This window comes from Klebsiella sp. SWET4, assembly GCF_024296565.1.
In the GTDB taxonomy this organism is placed as follows: domain Bacteria; phylum Pseudomonadota; class Gammaproteobacteria; order Enterobacterales; family Enterobacteriaceae; genus Klebsiella; species Klebsiella variicola.
The window spans coordinates 941,683-957,018 of record NZ_JANCOB010000001.1 but is presented as its reverse complement, the minus strand read 5'-3'; the positions used below and the strand labels follow the sequence as shown (position 1 = coordinate 957,018).

Genomic DNA, 15,336 nt, shown 5'->3' with positions numbered 1-15,336 from the left:
TTATCTGATGTGGGGGGCAATATGCTGAGCGATCAGCTCAATGGAACGCAGCGTATCCCGGTGCGAAGGCTCCACCGAGTGCACCTGAAACGAAATATCGGTGGCGCGGGCCAGCACGCTGTCCTGCGCCAGGGAGGCAATAACATGCTCAGGATCGCCAACGTGGGCATCCAGCTGTTGTAGATAATCGGTGACGCTGTCACCTTCTATCGTATGACCCGCCGCCCGGTGCTGTGTCGCCTGCTTGCGCAGACCGGGCTCGGCGACCTGCAGGGCGTGGGCGTGACTGTCGGCGACGAAGGCGGTGCGCGAGGCGAGGATCCGCGGTGCAACGCCGTCCGGCAGCGCCGCCAGGTAGGCGTCGATGATCGGGTTCTGAATGGCGTCCAGCGGCAGACGTGGCTCGCCGGGTGGCCGTGGCTGGGTGCGCGACAGCATCAGCCCGTGTCCCGCCTGACCGGCGCGGATGGCGCCCTCCGCCGAGAAGGTGGCGATCCAGATACGCTCCGCCAACTGCGGTGCGGGCGGATAGAGACGGTTGTCCGGGTGGCTCAGCGTGTCGCCGCGCCAGGCGCTATGGATCAGGTGCAGATGGTCGGCAAACACCGCCCCGCGCTGCTCGCTGGTCAGGCCGAAGGGCAGAAACGACGTTGGCGTGCCGCCGGAACCAAACCCCACCTCCAGACGCCCGTCGGTGAGTAAATCCAGTACCGCCGCGTCTTCGGCGACGCGCAGCGGATTTTCCATCGGCAGAGTGATAATCGCCGTGCCGAGACGGATCCGGTCGGTCTGTGCCGCCACGTGGGCGAGAAACACCAGCGGCGATGGCAGGCCGCCTTCCTGTTCATGAAAATGGTGCTGGGCAATCCATGCGCTGTCGAAGCCCAAACGCTCCGCGTGGCGGATCTGTTCGGCCGCCAGCCGGTAGCGCGTTTGCGCGGAGCCCTGATCGAGCAGACGGGTAAAAAAGCCGAGGCGTTTAGGCATTATGCGTTCTCCGTGTGGGCCTGTGCTAAGCGGGGTGAAACCTGGGGAATGGCGGCGATCAGTTCGCGAGTGTAGGCCTGCTGCGGAGTGGCGAACAGGCGGTCAACGTCGCCATGCTCCACCACCTGGCCGGCGCGCAGTACCGTGACGCTGTCGGCAATCCGCCTGACCGTCGCCAGATCGTGGGTAATGAACAGGTAGCTCAGACCCAGCTGCTGCTGTAACTGCTGCAGCAGGGCGAGGATCTGCGCCTGAACGGTGACGTCGAGCGCCGAGGTCGCTTCGTCAAGGACCAGTATCGCCGGCTCGAGGATCAGCGCCCGGGCAATCGCCACCCGCTGCCGCTGGCCGCCGGAGAGCTCCCGCGGCGTACGCGACAGCAGCTCCGGGGCCAGCGCCACCCGCGCGGCGACGGTCTCCACGCGCAGGCGACGCGCCGACGCGCTGAGGCGCTCAAAGTTCTTTAACGGCTCTTCGATAATCGCAAACAGCGTCTGGCGCGGGTCGAGCGAGGCGAAGGGGTTCTGGTAGACAAACTGGATTTTCCGCCGCAGCTGACGCTGCGCCTCGCGGCTGAGATGCCCGGCGTCGATACCGTCGATGGTCACCTGTCCGGCATCGGCGCGCTCAAAGCCCAGCAGGATCCGCGCCAGGGTAGTTTTCCCGGAGCCGGATTCGCCCACCAGCGCATGGGTGGTGCCGCGTCTGACCTCAAAACTGACGCTGTCGAGCGCCTGCAGCGCCTGTTTGCCCAGCGAGAAACGTTTGCTGATCCCCTCCACGCGAATGGCCGGCGTGGCCAGCAGTCGGTGACGAGCCGCCGTCAGCCCCAACGGCGCATCCTGCAGGTCGTGGAGCAGCTGGCGGGTGTAAGGGTGTTGCGGACGCTGGACAATCGTCTCGGTGGCGCCCTGTTCCTGAATCTCTCCCTGACGAAACACCATGATCCGGTCGGCGCGTTCTGCGGCCAGCGCCAGATCGTGGGTGACAAACAGCACGGCGGTACCCGACTCGCGACGCAGGATATCGAGCAGGTCGAGAATGCGCTTCTGCACCGTGACGTCGAGAGCGCTGGTGGGCTCGTCGGCAATAATCAGATCCGGCTGCAGGGCAATGGCGATGGCGATCAGCACCCGCTGTTTCATCCCGCCAGACAGCTGATGCGGATACTGGTCAAAACGCTGTTCCGGGTGGCTGAGACCGACTTTAGTGAGCAGGTTAAGGACCTGCTGTCGGCGCTCAGCGGCGGAGAGGGACTGATGAAGGCGCAGGATCTCTTCCACCTGCTGGCCAATGGTTTTTACCGGATTGAGCGAATTACCGGGATCCTGCGGGACCAGGCTGATGCTCACTCCGCGCAGGCGGTTAAGGCGTTTTGCCGACCAGTCGCTAATCACTTCGCCATTGAGGACAATCCGCCCGGCATCCCGGCGGGCATTATCCGCCAGCAGGCCGATAATGGCCTGCGCGGTGGTGGTTTTCCCCGAGCCGGATTCTCCGACGAAGGCCAGCATTTCGCCACGCTGGATGGAAAAACTCACGTTGTGCACCACCTCGCGCCATTCGCCCCGCGAGCGGTAGCTGATGCGCAGATCTTCAACGGACAGAACGTTCATGGGCGTACTCCACTCCACTGGCGGCTAAGACGATTGGCGGCAAGGACCACGGCGACCACGGCGAGGCCGGGGAAGGTGGTCAGCCACCAGGCGGTCGACAGGTAGTTGCGACCTTCGGCGATCAATAATCCCCACTCCGGGACCGGCGGCGGGGTGCCGTAGCCGAGGAAGCTGAGGGTGGCCAGGGCCAACATCGCCTGTCCGAACTGCAGCGTCGCGAAAGCAAGCACCGCAGTGAGCGAGTTGGGCAGAATATGGCGCCAGAAGACGGCGAAAAAGGTGCCGCCGCTGCCCCGGGCCGCCTCGACGTAATCGCTGTGGCGCACGCGCACGACCTCCGCCCGCGCCAGGCGTGCGAAGCTGGCGATAGCTGCCACGCCAACCGCCACCGCCGCATTCACCGTGCCGAAACCAAGCAGAATAATTACCGTGAGCTGCAGCAGCAGGGAGGGGATGGCCAGCAGGACATCGACCAGGCGCATGATCGTGGATTCAACGCGTCCGGTCAGCGCCCCGGCGAGCGTACCAAGGGCGGTACCTACCACCAGGCCGATGGCGACGGCGATCAGCGCCGCCGACAGGGAATGTACCGCGCCGTAAACCACCCGCGTCCACAGGTCGCGCCCCAGCTGGTCGGTACCCAGCCAGTAGTGCGCTTGCGGCGCCAGGCGCTGAGCGCCGGGGATCCCTTCCAGCGGGTTCGCGGCGGTAAACCACTGCGGGGCGAGGGCCATTAACAACGCGGTGATCATCACCGCCCACGCCAGCCACAGGCCAGGCTGCAGACGCACCCTGCGCCATTCCGGGCGGCGGCGAACCGCGATGGCATAGTCGACCAGGCTCATTTCGCACCTCCGGTCTGTAAATGGAGTCGGGGATCCAGTCGCGGCATGACCAGGTCGACAAGCAGGTTTATCAGGACGAAACCGAGGGCGGAGATCATCACCACTGCCTGCAGCACGGCGATATCCTGGTTATTGACCGCCTGCTGGGTCAGCTGGCCGAGGCCGCTGCGGCCGAAGACGGTCTCGGTGATCAGCGCCCCGGCAATCAGCTCACCCAGCAGCAGCCCGGCAATATTCAGCGCCGGCAGCAGGGCATTACCCATCACATGGTGCCAGAGGACGCCGGTCTCGCTCATTCCCTTGGCGCGGGCGACCGCGACGAAGGGCTGAACCGCCACCTGATCCATGCTGCGCATCAGGATCTGCGCCAGCGGGGCCGAAATGGGCAGCGCGACGGCGATAACCGGTAAAATCAGCCCTTCCAGTGGGCCGGGGTTGATCACCGGGATCCAGCGCAGCTGAAACGAGAAGAGCTGGATCAGGGCGATACCCAGCCAAAAAGTCGGCAGAGAGATAAACAGCACCGGCAGCGACTGCAGGAGGTTACTCAGCCAGCGCAGCCCCGGCAGACGCGAGGCGAAGGCGAGGGCGAACGCCAGCGCCACGGCCAGCAGAAAGGCCGGCAGCGCGAGGCTTAAGGTATCCGGCAGGTTGCTGGCAATCAGACTACTGACTGCCAGCCCTGCCTGCAGGGAATAGCCGAAGTCGCCGTGCAGCATCGCCAGCAGCGTGTGCAGGTACTGGCGCCACAGCGGGCTATCGGCGCCGTAGGCCAGTCGCATGTCGGCGATTTGCGCCGGGCTCAGGCCAAGATCCGGATTCTGAAATTTGATCAGCACCGCATCTCCCGGCAGCACCTGCAGCAGGAAAAAAGTGAGGGTAAATGCCGCCCACAGGACCAGCAGCCCCTGGCCGAACCGTCGCAGAAGATAAGCGCTCATATCCGGCCTCTTAGTGCTTGTCCAGCCACGCGCCGTAGAACGACGGACGACCGACGGCCTCGAAGCTGACGCCTTTGACCCACGGCGCGCCGGCGAATACCTGCGGCTCTTCGAAAATGGGGATCACATAGGCGTTATCGATCAGATAGCGCTGGGCGTCACCGGTTAACTGCAAGCGCTGCTGCGGCTCTACCGCCGCGGAGATGCCGGTCAGCAGGTCATTCAGCTTATCATCGCGGAAATGCTGCACTTTATCGCTGGAGCCGCCTTTCTGCAGCAGCGCATCGCGGTTGTTGGGGAAGAACATACTTTTCACCACATCCGGGTCGGCGCGGCCCACTTCTGAGACGGTGAGCGGGGTTTTCTGCGGGTCAAGATTGTCCAGCGTACGGCTACCGGCATCCCCGGCTTTGACGGTCAACGCCACACCTACCTGGCGCCACTGCTGGGCGATCAGCTGCAGCACTTCCTTATTCTGCGGCTGCGGCAGCGATTCATATACCGTCAGCGCCAGCCGCTGGCCGTCTTTACTGCGAATACCGTCGGCGTCGGGCTTCCAGCCGGCGTCGTCCAGCAACTGTCGGGCTTTGGCCTGGTCGAAGGTCAGTTTATCGCTCAGATTGACATAGCCGGCGGCGGAGCTGGCCAGTACGGAGGTCGCTTGCGGGTAGTTAGCGGAGAATAGCGTCTCCACCACCTGTTTGGCGTTGGTGGCATGGAGCAGGGCCTGGCGCACCCGCAGATCGGCGACCAGTGGGTTATCCGGGCGGAAGCTCAGGCTGTCGTTGACCCCGCGGGTAGGGGCGGCGTAGATCTTAAATCCCTGATCGGTCGCCTGCTTTTCATCGTAGGCCTGCACCTGGCGAATAAAGCCCGCCTGGCCCGCCAGCAGCGCGCCGATGCGCACGCTGTCTTCCGGAGTCACAATATAGGTGATCCCGTCGAGGTTAGCGGGCCCCTGCTGGGCACTGTTTTTCGGCCCCCACTGATAATCCTTGCGCGCCACCAGCGTCAGCTCGCGGCCTGGCTTTTCATCCTGCACCACAAAGGGCCCGGAGCCGATAATATGCCGGGCATCGCCCAGCTCTTCAAAATTGCGCTGCAGGGTGCTGAGTGATACCAGACCGGAGCCGATGGTGGCGGTTCCCTGCAGGAAGCCCGGCGACGGTTTGTTGAAGTAAAATTTCACCGTCAGCGGGTCGATCACTTCGCTGCGCTGGTAGTTATTGATGACCTCCGAGACGGGCAGGCGATGGGCTTTATCTCCCAGACCATAGGTGTCGAAGTTTTTAGCCACGGCGGCGGCGTCAAGCGGCGTGCCGTCCGAGAAGGTGACCCCTTTGCGCAGGTGGAAAGTGTACTCGGTTTTATCGGCATTGCTGGTCCAGCTCTCGGCAATCCACGGCTCAATCTCCAGCGTTTTCGGGTTCTGCCAGGTGAGCTTGTCGGTTATCTGATTGAGAATACCGCCATTCGGATAAAAGCCGCCGGCGGGCGGATAGAGATTGGTGTGCGGTTGCTGCTCCAGATAAATTAAGGTGCCGCCTTTAACCGGCGTGTCGGCGGCCCAGACGGAAAAGGCGCCGGAGAGAAACAGGGCGGCCAGCGCGGGCAGGCGAAAATGACGATGCATGGTGAATTCCTTTGTTATCTATTGTGTTGCCATCATCGGGCGCGGCTAAAAACAAAGGAACCAAGGAATTGCGCTAAGCATTTGCGGAAATTGGATTTACTTCGCGAGTGGGAAGCGTGGGGCAAGCGCCTCTCCCGGGCGGGAGAGGCGTTGGTGATTAGCTGCGCAGATCGATAACCATACGGCCGCGGATCTGACCCTGCTCCATCTCTTTAAAGATGGCGTTGATATCTTCCAGCGGGCGCAGGGTGACTTTCGGCACCACTTTGCCTTCGGCGGCAAACTGGAAGGCTTCCACCAGATCCTGACGAGTACCGACCAGCGAACCGACTACCTCGATGCCGTCGAGCACCAGACGTGGAATATCGAGGCTCATCGCCTCCGGCGGCAGGCCCACCGCGACCACGCGGCCACCGGCACGAACGGCATCTACCGCCGAGTTAAAGGCCGCTTTGGCCACCGCGGTCACTACGGCAGCATGCGCGCCGCCGGTTTTTTCCTGAATCACTTTCGCCGCATCTTCATTACGGGAGTTGATGGTCAGATCGGCGCCCATTGAGGCCGCCAGCTCCAGCTGCCCGTCATTGACGTCAATAGCGATCACTTTGGCGTTAAAGACATTCTTCGCATACTGCAGCGCCAGGTTGCCCAGCCCGCCGAGACCGTAGATAGCGATCCACTGACCCGGTTTGATGTGAGAGACCTTGACCGCTTTGTAGGTAGTGACGCCCGCGCAGGTGATACTGCTGGCGGCGGCGGAGTCGAGGCCGTCCGGGACTTTTACCGCGTAGTTGGCGGTGACGATGCACTCTTCCGCCATGCCGCCGTCGACGGTATAGCCGGCGTTTTTCACCGAGCGGCACAGCGTCTCATTGCCGCTGTTACAGTAATCGCAGTGGCCGCAGCCTTCGAAGAACCACGCTACGCTGGCGCGATCGCCTGGCTTCAGGGAGGTGACGCCCGGTCCGACTTTTTGCACCACCCCGATCCCTTCATGGCCGAGAATGACGCCGGTTTTATCGCCAAAATCGCCGTTTTTCACGTGCAGGTCCGTATGACACACGCCGCAGCATTCCATTTTCAACAACGCTTCACCGTATTCCAGCGGGCGCAGCGTTTTTTCCGTGACGTTAACCTGATGGTCGTGGGTAACAACAGCAGCCTTCATGCCTGTCTCCTTGTGAGGGGATTGTTTAATTTTATTAATGCAATAGTACCCAATAAGGATTAGACGCGATGGAGAAAAATACAAGGCGCTTTAGTACAGGATGTGGTTTTTTGCTACAGCGGTAGCACAAAATTCAGGCAATACCTCTAATTTTGGTAGGTAATAATAGCGTCACTGAATGGTCATGTTTTCTTCATCACCCAACTCTATCGTTTTGCGCATCAATTTCTTATAACAACAGAGTGATACAACAATGCATCTGGTAAAAACCATCCTCACTGCCGGTCTGTTTCTGTCCGCCGCCGCGCAGGCGCAGAACGTACTGGAATTCCCCCAGCCGGAAAACAACCCGGAAGAATTTTACGCCGTCACCGAGATCCCGGCAGGGGGCATCATTAAGTATGAAACCGACGCCAAAACGGGGTTTATCATCGCCGACCGCTTTCAGTCGATGCCGGTGGCTTACCCGGCGAACTACGGCTCGCTGACCCAGTCGCTGGCCGGAGATGGGGACCCGCTGGACGTGGTGTTTTACACTCGCGCGCCGATGACGCCGGGTACACTGATTAAGCTGCGGCCGATCGGTGTCCTTAAGATGATAGACGGCGGTGAGAAAGACGACAAAATCATCGCCGTGCCGGCCAGTAAAATTGACCCAACCTATGACGACATCAAGACCATCACCGATCTGCCGAAAATCGAGCAGCAGCGGCTGGAGGCCTTCTTCCGGGTCTATAAAGAACTGCCGGAGGGGCGTAAAAAGGTTGAGCTGGCCGGTTTTAACGATGCCGCCGCTGCGAAGCAGGAGATCAAATCGGCCTGGGAGGCCTGGAAAGCGCAGAACCCGCAATAATATTCATCGCGGGCGCTGTCCGGCGCCCGCGGTATTCGCTCTCACGACCCCAGTGGCGCCGAAATCACAGGTCACACGGTAACGCTTATCTCACCATATTGCATCTTGACGCAGGATGAAGATGATGGTTGTATTGTACAACTATTTCATGTTTCGGACCCGCCGCCATGCCTGACACCCCCTTAATCCAACAGATTCGTACCGCCTCGCGGTTAATGGTGCGCGAGCTGGGCTTTATGAGCACCACGCTGGCCGCCACCCATTATTCACCTTCGGCGGTGCACACCCTGCTTGAGGTATCGATGAGGGGGGAGATGACGGCCGCGCAGCTGGTCACGTTGCTGGGACTGGAAAAATCAAGCGTCAGCCGGATGGTCTCTCGTCTGCTGGCGGCCGGTGAGCTGGAGGAGCGTCCTTGCGCGGAGGATGCGCGCGCGAAATCACTCGCCCTGACGGCAAAGGGGCACGATACGGTGGCGAAAATTAACGCCTGGGGTACCCGTCAGGTGGTGGAGGCGTTAGACCATCTGGATGAGACGCAGCAGCACACTGTCGCCACTGGACTGGCGGCCTATGCCCGGGCGCTGGCGCAGTGTCGGGATAGCGCGCTCGCGGATACGGCTCCGCAAATTTCGCTGATGACCGGCTATCAGCCGGGGATGATCGGCCGGATTGCCCAGATGCACGGGGAGTATTACGCCCGTCATCATGACTTTGGCGCTTTTTTTGAAGGCAAGGTCGCCAGCGGCGTAGCGGAATTTGCCACCCGGCTTTCCTCCCCGGCCAACCAGATCTGGCTGGCGATCCGCGAAGGGAAAATCGTCGGCTCGCTGGCTATCGATGGCGAGGACCTCGGCCAGCAGGAGGCGCATCTGCGCTGGTTTATTCTCGACGACAGCTGCCGGGGAAGCGGCATCGGCAGGCGTCTGCTCAGCGAGGCGATGACTTTCTGCGATAGTCGCCAGTTTAGCGCGGTGCAGCTGTGGACCTTTAAAGGGCTGGACGCGGCCCGCAAACTGTATGAATCCTTTGGCTTCACGTTAACCCGCGAATGGCAGGGAGAGCAGTGGGGAAAGGTAATGACCGAGCAGCAATTTACCCGGTCCGGAAACACCGGCTAAGGGCGTGACGCCTTAGCCGGTGGGGGGACATGGAGATTACGTCAGCTGGTTAAGCAGGCGGGCAATCTCCTCTTGCCACTGTGCCTGCAGTGACGGCTTTTGATGTTTTGGCTTGCGGGCCATATCGTCAGCCAGCCATTGCTCCAGGTCAATCAGCCGCGCCAGCAGCGCCTCCTCATCATCGTCAGCCCCGGCGGGCGTACTTTGTAAAGCGAGTCGACTGTCTGGGGCGGGCGCCACGGCCTGCAGACGGGCATAGACCTCCTCCAGGCTGTGCCATTCCGTTAACCCGGCGTTGTCGATCAGCCAGAAGCGGTTACAGCTTTCACTAATCAGCTGGCGGTCATGACTGACCAGCAGCACGCCGCCGGGGTAATCGCGCAGCGTCTGCGCCAGCGCCGCTTTACCCTCCATATCAAGATGGTTGGTGGGTTCATCCAGCAGCAGCAGACTGTAGCGCGCCAGCGAGAGGCCAACAAACAGTAGCCGCGACCGCTCGCCGCCGCTGAGGGTGCTGACCTTCTGGCTATGTCTCGCCCAGCCAAACCCGGCGGCGATCAGCGCCCGCTTACGGGTGTCGGCCGACGGGGCGAACGGCGTCAGCGCGTCGAGCAGGCTGGCATCGTCCGGTAACTGCTCCAGCGTCTGGTCATAGTAGCCGGGGTGCAGCCGGGGATGCAGGCGCAGCCCCGGGAGTGGCGATGCGTCGTTCATCTGCTGCCACAGCAGGCGCAGCAGGGACGATTTACCGCCGCCGTTGCGCCCCATGATGGCCACGCGATCGCCACTGCGCAGGCGCGCCACGCCGGTGGTGAAGAGGGATGGCAGGCCCGGCGCGGGCGCGACGGGCAGGGTGTCCATCTCCAGCAGGCGGTCAGCCGGCAGGGCGTCCCCCTGCAATGACAGACGCCACGGCGGGCCGACGCTGAGCTCGGTTTGCTCGTCTTTCAGGCGGGCGACCTGCTTCTCCATCTGTTTGGCTTTGCGGGCGAGGTCTTCGTTGTCATAGACGCGACCCCAGGTGGCCAACCGCCGGGCGCTGGCGCTGACCCGGTCGATCTCCTTTTGCTCGGCCTTATGGCGCAGCGCGGCACTTTCATCCTGCTCCTGCAGTGCCTGACGGGCAGCGCTGCAGGGCAAGGCGAAGCTGTGCAGCGTCTGGTCGCGGAGGATCCAGCTGGCATTAGTTACAGCATCCAGTAAGGTGTTGTCGTGTGACACCAGCACGAAGCTCCCCTGCCAGGTTTGCAGGAAGCTTTCCAGCCACAGCAGGGTCGGCAGATCGAGATGGTTGCCGGGCTCATCCAACAGCAGCAGGTCAGGCTGGCGGATCAGCGCCCGGGCCAGCAGCAGGCGCGTGTGCTGGCCACCGCTCAGGGTAGTGGTTTGCTGCTCCATCACCGCCGGGGTAAAGCCCATCTGCGCCAGCAGGCGTTCGGCCAGCCAGCGCTGCGCTTTCCGTACATCGGCGGGTAACGGGGCCAGCACGGCCTGCAACAGCGACTGCGAACGCAGCGCCTCCGGCAGATGCTGTTCAACGCGGGCCATCAGACACTGACCGGCGAGTGAGACGCTGCCCGAGGTGGGCGCGAGGGTGCCGTCCAGCACCTGCAACAGGGTGCTTTTGCCGCAACCGTTATGGCCGATGAGACCGATACGGTCGCCTTTCTTCAGGGTGAAGGAGAGGGTGTTAAACAGCGGCCCAAAGGCAGTCTCCACGTGGAGCGCATGGGCAGTTAGTAATGTACTCATAGTCAACTTACTCAAGAGTTACAGGCATGCAAATGCCTCGTCAAAACTCGCTGACGATAACCCGGTAAGCCGGAGAGAAGGGATTGCGTGAAGTGTCTTCGCTCAAGCCATAGTTATCGCAGCACGATACCGATAACGCTTGAGCTGGCGCAATTGCCTAATGCATGTGAAACAATAAACATTTCACAATACAGCATGGGGGGCCTCCTTTTTTATTCAGTCAGTGGGTGGGTGCTGGCAGTGTAGTGGGGAAAGGCTAGCGACGCCAGTGACAAAACTGGCAGGGGGCCCCGCCAGCTTTCACCTGCGCCGTCTTTGTCTACGATGCCGGGTTGGCGCAGAGGGCTTATGTGTTTGCCAGAACATGGTTGCAGAACCATTTTTTTGCTGGCTCATTTACGGTGCCTCCACAGGGACGGTGGCGATCGGGCGGGCAATCATGATTGCCGTTTCACTGAGCGCATTCAGATCGCTTACCTGAGTACACTGGCGGGCCATGACCTGCGGATCGCCGTCCGGAAACCAGCCCTCATTGAATGACAGGGTGTAAAACTGGCTATACCGCTTGACTTCACAGCGCCAGGCGCGGCCAAGATTGTTTCTGTCGATAAGCCAGCGGGGATCTTTCGCTTCAACAAAAATTTCATATTTAGAGGGTTGAATGACATGTCGATCTGAATTCGTTTTGCTCCAGAAAATGGCAGTGTAAGAAATGTTGTGTTTACCGTACTGAATACTGGCATCTCGTCCGGGGGTAACCTCCGGATGGAGGAAAATAAATATCCCGGCGGCAATCAGTACCATCAGCGGTAATATAGGATGCTGTATCGGCCGCCAGGGGATTTTACGTACCGCCAGCAGCCAGACCAGGGTAATAATAAACACGTAGAGCAGGGCGAAGAAAAATTTACTCGGTTCATAGATGACGACATCCACCAGATCGCCGGTGGCGGGCTGATACTGTTCCGCCCGCGGGGTGAGCATCCACATATCACCGCTGAAGAGGCACATTCCGGTGATGATGGCGATACCGCCGATAAGAAACAAGACAATACGGATCAGAATCGCATTCGCTTTATTCGCGCCAGGGGTTAATTTTAGCATTTCACATTCCGTTGTGAGGGGGTGAGAAACAACTATTTTGCACAGCGGAGGGCGTGCGGCAAATGCTATCCGTTTTATATTTTTACGATGAATGAATATGGGCGAAAAAGATGTTTCTGTGGCGGGAGATATTATTCTGACGTTATTAATAACCGGGCCGATATATCGGCCCGGTGAGCGTGATTAAATCGAGGTGCGGCGATAATTGCGATATTCCGGCAGCCAGAAATTATCGCTAATGGCCTGCAGCAGCGCTTCAGCGGAGGTTTTCACCGCCACGCCTTGCTCCTGCGCCACCTTGCCGACCGCGAAGGCAATTGCCCGTGAGACGGTCTGGATATCCTTCAGCTCCGGCAGCACCGGACCTTCGCCGTTGTTCACCAGCGGCGAGTGTTTCGCCAGGGTTTCACTGGCGGCCATCAGCATCTCGTCGGTGACCCGCGACGCGCCGGAAGCAATCACGCCCAGACCAATCCCCGGGAAGATATAGGAGTTATTGCATTGCGCGATGGCGTACTGCTTGCCTTTCAGGGTGACCGGGGCAAACGGGCTGCCAGTGGCGACCAGCGCCTCGCCGTCGGTCCAGCTCAGGATATTCTGCGGCGTCGCTTCCACCCGTGAGGTCGGGTTAGAGAGCGGCATCACGATTGGCCGCGGGCAGTGCTTGTGCATCTCGCGGATAATCTCTTCTGTGAACAGCCCCGGCTGACCCGAGACGCCGATCAGAATGTTCGGCTTCACGTTACGCACTACGTCCAGCAGGGACAGCACATCGTTAGTGGTATCCCAGCCCTGCAGATGCTCACGCTTCTGCACCAGCTTGTTCTGGAACGGCAACAGATTAGGCATACCGTCGGTTAACAGGCCGAAGCGGTCAACCATGAACACGCGCTGGCGGGCCTCTTCTTCGCTAACGCCTTCGCGGACGATCTGGGCGATAATCTGCTCGGCGATGCCGCAGCCGGCGGAACCCGCGCCGAGGAAGACGATTTTCTGCTCGCTGAGCTGGCTACCGGCGCCGCGGCTGGCGGCGATCAGCGTCCCGACGGTGACCGCCGCGGTGCCCTGAATATCGTCATTAAACGAGCAGATTTCATTGCGATAGCGGTTGAGCAGCGGCATGGCGTTCTTCTGCGCAAAGTCTTCAAACTGCAGCAGGACGTCCGGCCAGCGGGCCTTAATCGCCTGGATCACGTCGTCAACGAACTGATAATACTCGTCGTCGGTAATGCGCGGATGGCGCCAGCCCATATACAGCGGATCGTCCAGCAGCTGCTGGTTGTTTGTTCCGACGTCCAGCACGATGGGCAGGGTATAAGCCGGGCTGATGCCGCCGCAGGTGGTGTACAGCGACAGCTTGCCGATCGGGATCCCCATCCCGCCGATCCCCTGGTCGCCGAGGCCGAGAATACGCTCGCCATCGGTGACCACAATCACTTTCACGTTATGGTTCGGGACGTTCTGCAGGATGTCGTCAAGGTTATGGCGATTCTGGTAAGAGATGAAGACGCCGCGGGCGCGACGGTAAATCTCGGAGAAACGTTCGCAGGCGGCGCCCACCGTCGGGGTATAGATAACCGGCATCATCTCTTCGAGATGGTTGCCGATCAGGCGATAAAACAGGGTTTCGTTGGTGTCCTGGATGTTACGCAGGTAGATGTGTTTGTCGATTTCAGTTTTGAATCCCTGATACTGGATCCAGGCGCGCTCCGCTTGCTCTTCGATGGTTTCAACCACTTCCGGCAGCAGACCAAGAAGGTTGAAATTGCTGCGCTCTTCCAGACTGAAGGCGCTGCCCTTGTTGAGCAGGGGGAATTCAAGCAGAACGGGACCCGCGTAAGGGATGTACAGGGAACGGTTTTTCTTATGGGTAAATTGCATCGCACTAACTCCTTGATCATGACCACAGTCCCGGCGCGGCGATAAGCGAGGGCGGGTGGAAAGCAGCGGGCAGAGTATAGAGTAGATGGTCGTCAAGCGGGTAAACAAGCAATCAATTGCCATAAAAAAACACCATCCTGGCAACAGGACGGTGTTGTTTATCATCACTCAGACTGAAAATTAACCACCGCGGCGTTTGCGGCCGGTAGCATGGATGTGGTTGAGGGTGGTTTCTTCATCGCCTTCCAGCACCACTTTTTTCTGCTGGGAAAGCTTATAGTTCAGACCGAGAAGATGACGTGCCTGATGGTTCGATTTCATTCTGACTCCTTTATCCTGTTCTGGTTTCAAGGGCAAACCCGGTGGTGACCGGATGAAATGTAACCCAAAGTCGGCCGCACGTTTTTTGTGCGACCTCAGCTAGGGTGGTCCATTTTCAGGGCAATAGCAACCTTCGCGCGCCAGATTAAGAACAGTCTCCCTCACGCACAGCCGGGATCACCACTTCATCTCGCCGGTATTAACTTTGGCGCTTAACTCCAGCGAGCTGGTCTCCGCCAGGCCCGGCCACTGCGTCTCCATGGCCTTGATCACCCCGGCCGAATCCTGATGCGTCTTCAGCGCCTGCTCAAACTGCTGGAGATACGTTTTTGTGAAGCGCACCGCGCTGTCTCCCTCCGGTGGGGTGCCGAGGTAATGACCAGGGATCACCCGCTGCGGGTGCAGGGCGATTATCTGGTCCAGCGTGTGGCGCCATTGCTGGCGACTGGCCGGCGTCTGGGTGTCGGCGGTCCAGAGATGCATGCCCCACGCCACGCCTGTGCCGCCGAGGATCGTTTTGTTCGCCCGGATCCAGACGAACGCCGCGTAGTCATGCGGCTGCATAATGGTTACTTTCTCGCCGTCGATGGTAAAGCTGTTGGCCTTCAGCGCCTGCGGAACGTACACCTGTGTCGGCGCGCCATCTTTCATTTGCGGGCCCCAGTACGCCAGTTTGGCCGCTTTGGTGGCTTCAATATGTTTGACGACCTCCGGCGTGGCGACCACTTCCGCCTGCGGGAAGGCTTTCATCAGCGGTTCAAGACCAAAATAGAAATCCGGATCGCCAGAGGTGATCACAATCCGCGTGAGCGGCTTGCCGTTTTTCTTGATCATGTCTACCAGCTTTTCGCCGTCTTTGACGCTGAACTGCGCGTCAAACAGCACTGCTTCGTGCGGGCCGGAAACGAGAGTGGAGTTAACGGCAAAGATGCCCTTTTCCTGCGGATTGTAGGTTTGCAGCGTCAGAGGCGCCGCGAAGATCGAACCGCTGAACAGGGCGGTGGCAACAGCAAGAGCAGATAATTTCATGATGTGTTCTCAGTAACAGGTGAATGCGTTCCATTGTACGGATTTCGCTATTTGATAGAATTGCTGAAATAAGAGATGCTGAGTT

Annotated in this window: 14 protein-coding genes and 2 pseudogenes; 4 read left to right on the top strand and 12 right to left on the bottom strand. The window is 60.1% G+C overall.

Translation table 11 applies throughout. From position 1 onward, the window contains the following. The 6 genes from NKJ21_RS04930 to adhP form a co-directional block, all read right to left on the bottom strand. A complete protein-coding gene (locus tag NKJ21_RS04930; RefSeq protein ID WP_004891666.1) occupies positions 1–987 on the bottom strand; it encodes a putative FMN-dependent luciferase-like monooxygenase in 987 nt (328 codons plus the stop codon). Next, complete coding sequence (locus NKJ21_RS04925) at positions 987–2,603, bottom strand: ABC transporter ATP-binding protein (protein ID WP_032730463.1); 1,617 nt, start codon at positions 2,601–2,603, stop codon at positions 987–989. The genes NKJ21_RS04930 and NKJ21_RS04925 overlap by 1 nt, the downstream gene beginning before the upstream one ends. Continuing rightward, a complete protein-coding gene (locus NKJ21_RS04920; RefSeq protein ID WP_008804744.1) occupies positions 2,600–3,448 on the bottom strand; it encodes an ABC transporter permease in 849 nt (282 codons plus the stop codon). The genes NKJ21_RS04925 and NKJ21_RS04920 overlap by 4 nt, the downstream gene beginning before the upstream one ends. Next, on the bottom strand, positions 3,445–4,389 hold the full coding sequence (locus tag NKJ21_RS04915; RefSeq protein WP_008804745.1) for an ABC transporter permease: 945 nt from the start codon (positions 4,387–4,389) through the stop codon (positions 3,445–3,447). Before NKJ21_RS04915 ends, NKJ21_RS04920 begins: the two co-directional genes overlap by 4 nt. Before the next feature lie 10 nt (positions 4,390–4,399). Continuing rightward, the gene (locus tag NKJ21_RS04910; protein ID WP_012541609.1) at positions 4,400–6,022 is read right to left on the bottom strand and encodes a TIGR04028 family ABC transporter substrate-binding protein; all 1,623 of its coding nucleotides are present in this window, start codon (positions 6,020–6,022) and stop codon (positions 4,400–4,402) included. Positions 6,023–6,179: 157 nt separating this feature from the next. Beyond that, complete coding sequence (gene adhP / locus NKJ21_RS04905; RefSeq protein ID WP_002906221.1) at positions 6,180–7,190, bottom strand: alcohol dehydrogenase AdhP; 1,011 nt, start codon at positions 7,188–7,190, stop codon at positions 6,180–6,182. A gap of 253 nt (positions 7,191–7,443) precedes the next feature. On the opposite strand from adhP, the gene NKJ21_RS04900 reads away from it, so the two are divergent. Further along, positions 7,444–8,043 carry an inorganic diphosphatase gene (locus NKJ21_RS04900; protein ID WP_022066397.1) on the top strand — a complete coding sequence of 200 codons (600 nt, stop codon included), beginning with the start codon at positions 7,444–7,446 and terminating at the stop codon, positions 8,041–8,043. 167 nt (positions 8,044–8,210) lie between these two features. Then, a pseudogene (locus NKJ21_RS27760) lies at positions 8,211–8,447 on the top strand (MarR family transcriptional regulator); the annotation flags it as partial. Between the two features lie 309 nt (positions 8,448–8,756). Here the strand turns inward: NKJ21_RS27760 and NKJ21_RS04890 are convergent. Further along, positions 8,757–8,885: pseudogene (locus NKJ21_RS04890) on the bottom strand (hypothetical protein); the annotation flags it as partial. On the opposite strand from NKJ21_RS04890, the gene NKJ21_RS04885 reads away from it, so the two are divergent. Next, positions 8,835–9,164, top strand: a complete 330-nt coding sequence (locus NKJ21_RS04885) for a GNAT family N-acetyltransferase (protein WP_323053531.1) — start codon at positions 8,835–8,837, stop codon at positions 9,162–9,164. The pseudogene NKJ21_RS04890 and the gene NKJ21_RS04885 sit on opposite strands and share 51 nt — an antisense overlap. 36 nt (positions 9,165–9,200) lie before the next feature. On the opposite strand, the gene NKJ21_RS04880 is transcribed toward NKJ21_RS04885, so the two are convergent. From NKJ21_RS04880 to NKJ21_RS04870, 3 genes are all read right to left on the bottom strand, one after another. Then, positions 9,201–10,916, bottom strand: a complete 1,716-nt coding sequence (locus NKJ21_RS04880; RefSeq protein ID WP_032735710.1) for an ABC-F family ATP-binding cassette domain-containing protein — start codon at positions 10,914–10,916, stop codon at positions 9,201–9,203. 396 nt (positions 10,917–11,312) lie between these two features. After that, positions 11,313–12,020 carry a glycosyl transferase gene (locus NKJ21_RS04875; RefSeq protein WP_087498330.1) on the bottom strand — a complete coding sequence of 236 codons (708 nt, stop codon included), beginning with the start codon at positions 12,018–12,020 and terminating at the stop codon, positions 11,313–11,315. Between the two features lie 183 nt (positions 12,021–12,203). Then, positions 12,204–13,901 carry an NAD-dependent malic enzyme gene (locus tag NKJ21_RS04870; protein WP_008804752.1) on the bottom strand — a complete coding sequence of 566 codons (1,698 nt, stop codon included), beginning with the start codon at positions 13,899–13,901 and terminating at the stop codon, positions 12,204–12,206. Positions 13,902–13,986: 85 nt separating this feature from the next. Here NKJ21_RS04870 and NKJ21_RS04865 point away from each other — a divergent pair, with 85 nt between their 5' ends. Beyond that, positions 13,987–14,085, top strand: a complete 99-nt coding sequence (locus tag NKJ21_RS04865) for a hypothetical protein (protein WP_048268468.1) — start codon at positions 13,987–13,989, stop codon at positions 14,083–14,085. Here the strand turns inward: NKJ21_RS04865 and sra are convergent. Together sra and NKJ21_RS04855 are read right to left on the bottom strand one after the other, a co-directional pair. Continuing rightward, entirely contained in the window at positions 14,082–14,222 is a 141-nt protein-coding gene (gene sra / locus NKJ21_RS04860; protein WP_012541615.1) for a stationary-phase-induced ribosome-associated protein, read from the bottom strand. The genes NKJ21_RS04865 and sra overlap by 4 nt on opposite strands. 177 nt (positions 14,223–14,399) lie before the next feature. Beyond that, positions 14,400–15,251: a Vmh family MBL fold metallo-hydrolase gene (locus NKJ21_RS04855; RefSeq protein WP_254732745.1), complete on the bottom strand. Its 852-nt coding sequence runs from the start codon at positions 15,249–15,251 to the stop codon at positions 14,400–14,402. Positions 15,252–15,336: the final 85 nt, after the last annotated feature.

What these genes read in the sequence shown, in the direction of transcription:
- NKJ21_RS04915 (WP_008804745.1), bottom strand. Translation starts at nt 4,389, where the DNA reads ATGAGCGCTTATCTTCTGCGACGGTTCGGCCAGGGGCTGCTGGTCCTG.
- NKJ21_RS04900 (WP_022066397.1), top strand. Translation starts at nt 7,444, where the DNA reads ATGCATCTGGTAAAAACCATCCTCACTGCCGGTCTGTTTCTGTCCGCC.
- NKJ21_RS04910 (WP_012541609.1), bottom strand. Translation starts at nt 6,022, where the DNA reads ATGCATCGTCATTTTCGCCTGCCCGCGCTGGCCGCCCTGTTTCTCTCC.
- NKJ21_RS04920 (WP_008804744.1), bottom strand. Translation starts at nt 3,448, where the DNA reads ATGAGCCTGGTCGACTATGCCATCGCGGTTCGCCGCCGCCCGGAATGG.
- NKJ21_RS04880 (WP_032735710.1), bottom strand. Translation starts at nt 10,916, where the DNA reads ATGAGTACATTACTAACTGCCCATGCGCTCCACGTGGAGACTGCCTTT.
- NKJ21_RS04930 (WP_004891666.1), bottom strand. Translation starts at nt 987, where the DNA reads ATGCCTAAACGCCTCGGCTTTTTTACCCGTCTGCTCGATCAGGGCTCC.
- adhP (WP_002906221.1), bottom strand. Translation starts at nt 7,190, where the DNA reads ATGAAGGCTGCTGTTGTTACCCACGACCATCAGGTTAACGTCACGGAA.
- NKJ21_RS04855 (WP_254732745.1), bottom strand. Translation starts at nt 15,251, where the DNA reads ATGAAATTATCTGCTCTTGCTGTTGCCACCGCCCTGTTCAGCGGTTCG.
- NKJ21_RS04875 (WP_087498330.1), bottom strand. Translation starts at nt 12,020, where the DNA reads ATGCTAAAATTAACCCCTGGCGCGAATAAAGCGAATGCGATTCTGATC.
- NKJ21_RS04865 (WP_048268468.1), top strand. Translation starts at nt 13,987, where the DNA reads ATGGTCGTCAAGCGGGTAAACAAGCAATCAATTGCCATAAAAAAACAC.
- NKJ21_RS04870 (WP_008804752.1), bottom strand. Translation starts at nt 13,901, where the DNA reads ATGCAATTTACCCATAAGAAAAACCGTTCCCTGTACATCCCTTACGCG.
- NKJ21_RS04925 (WP_032730463.1), bottom strand. Translation starts at nt 2,603, where the DNA reads ATGAACGTTCTGTCCGTTGAAGATCTGCGCATCAGCTACCGCTCGCGG.
- sra (WP_012541615.1), bottom strand. Translation starts at nt 14,222, where the DNA reads ATGAAATCGAACCATCAGGCACGTCATCTTCTCGGTCTGAACTATAAG.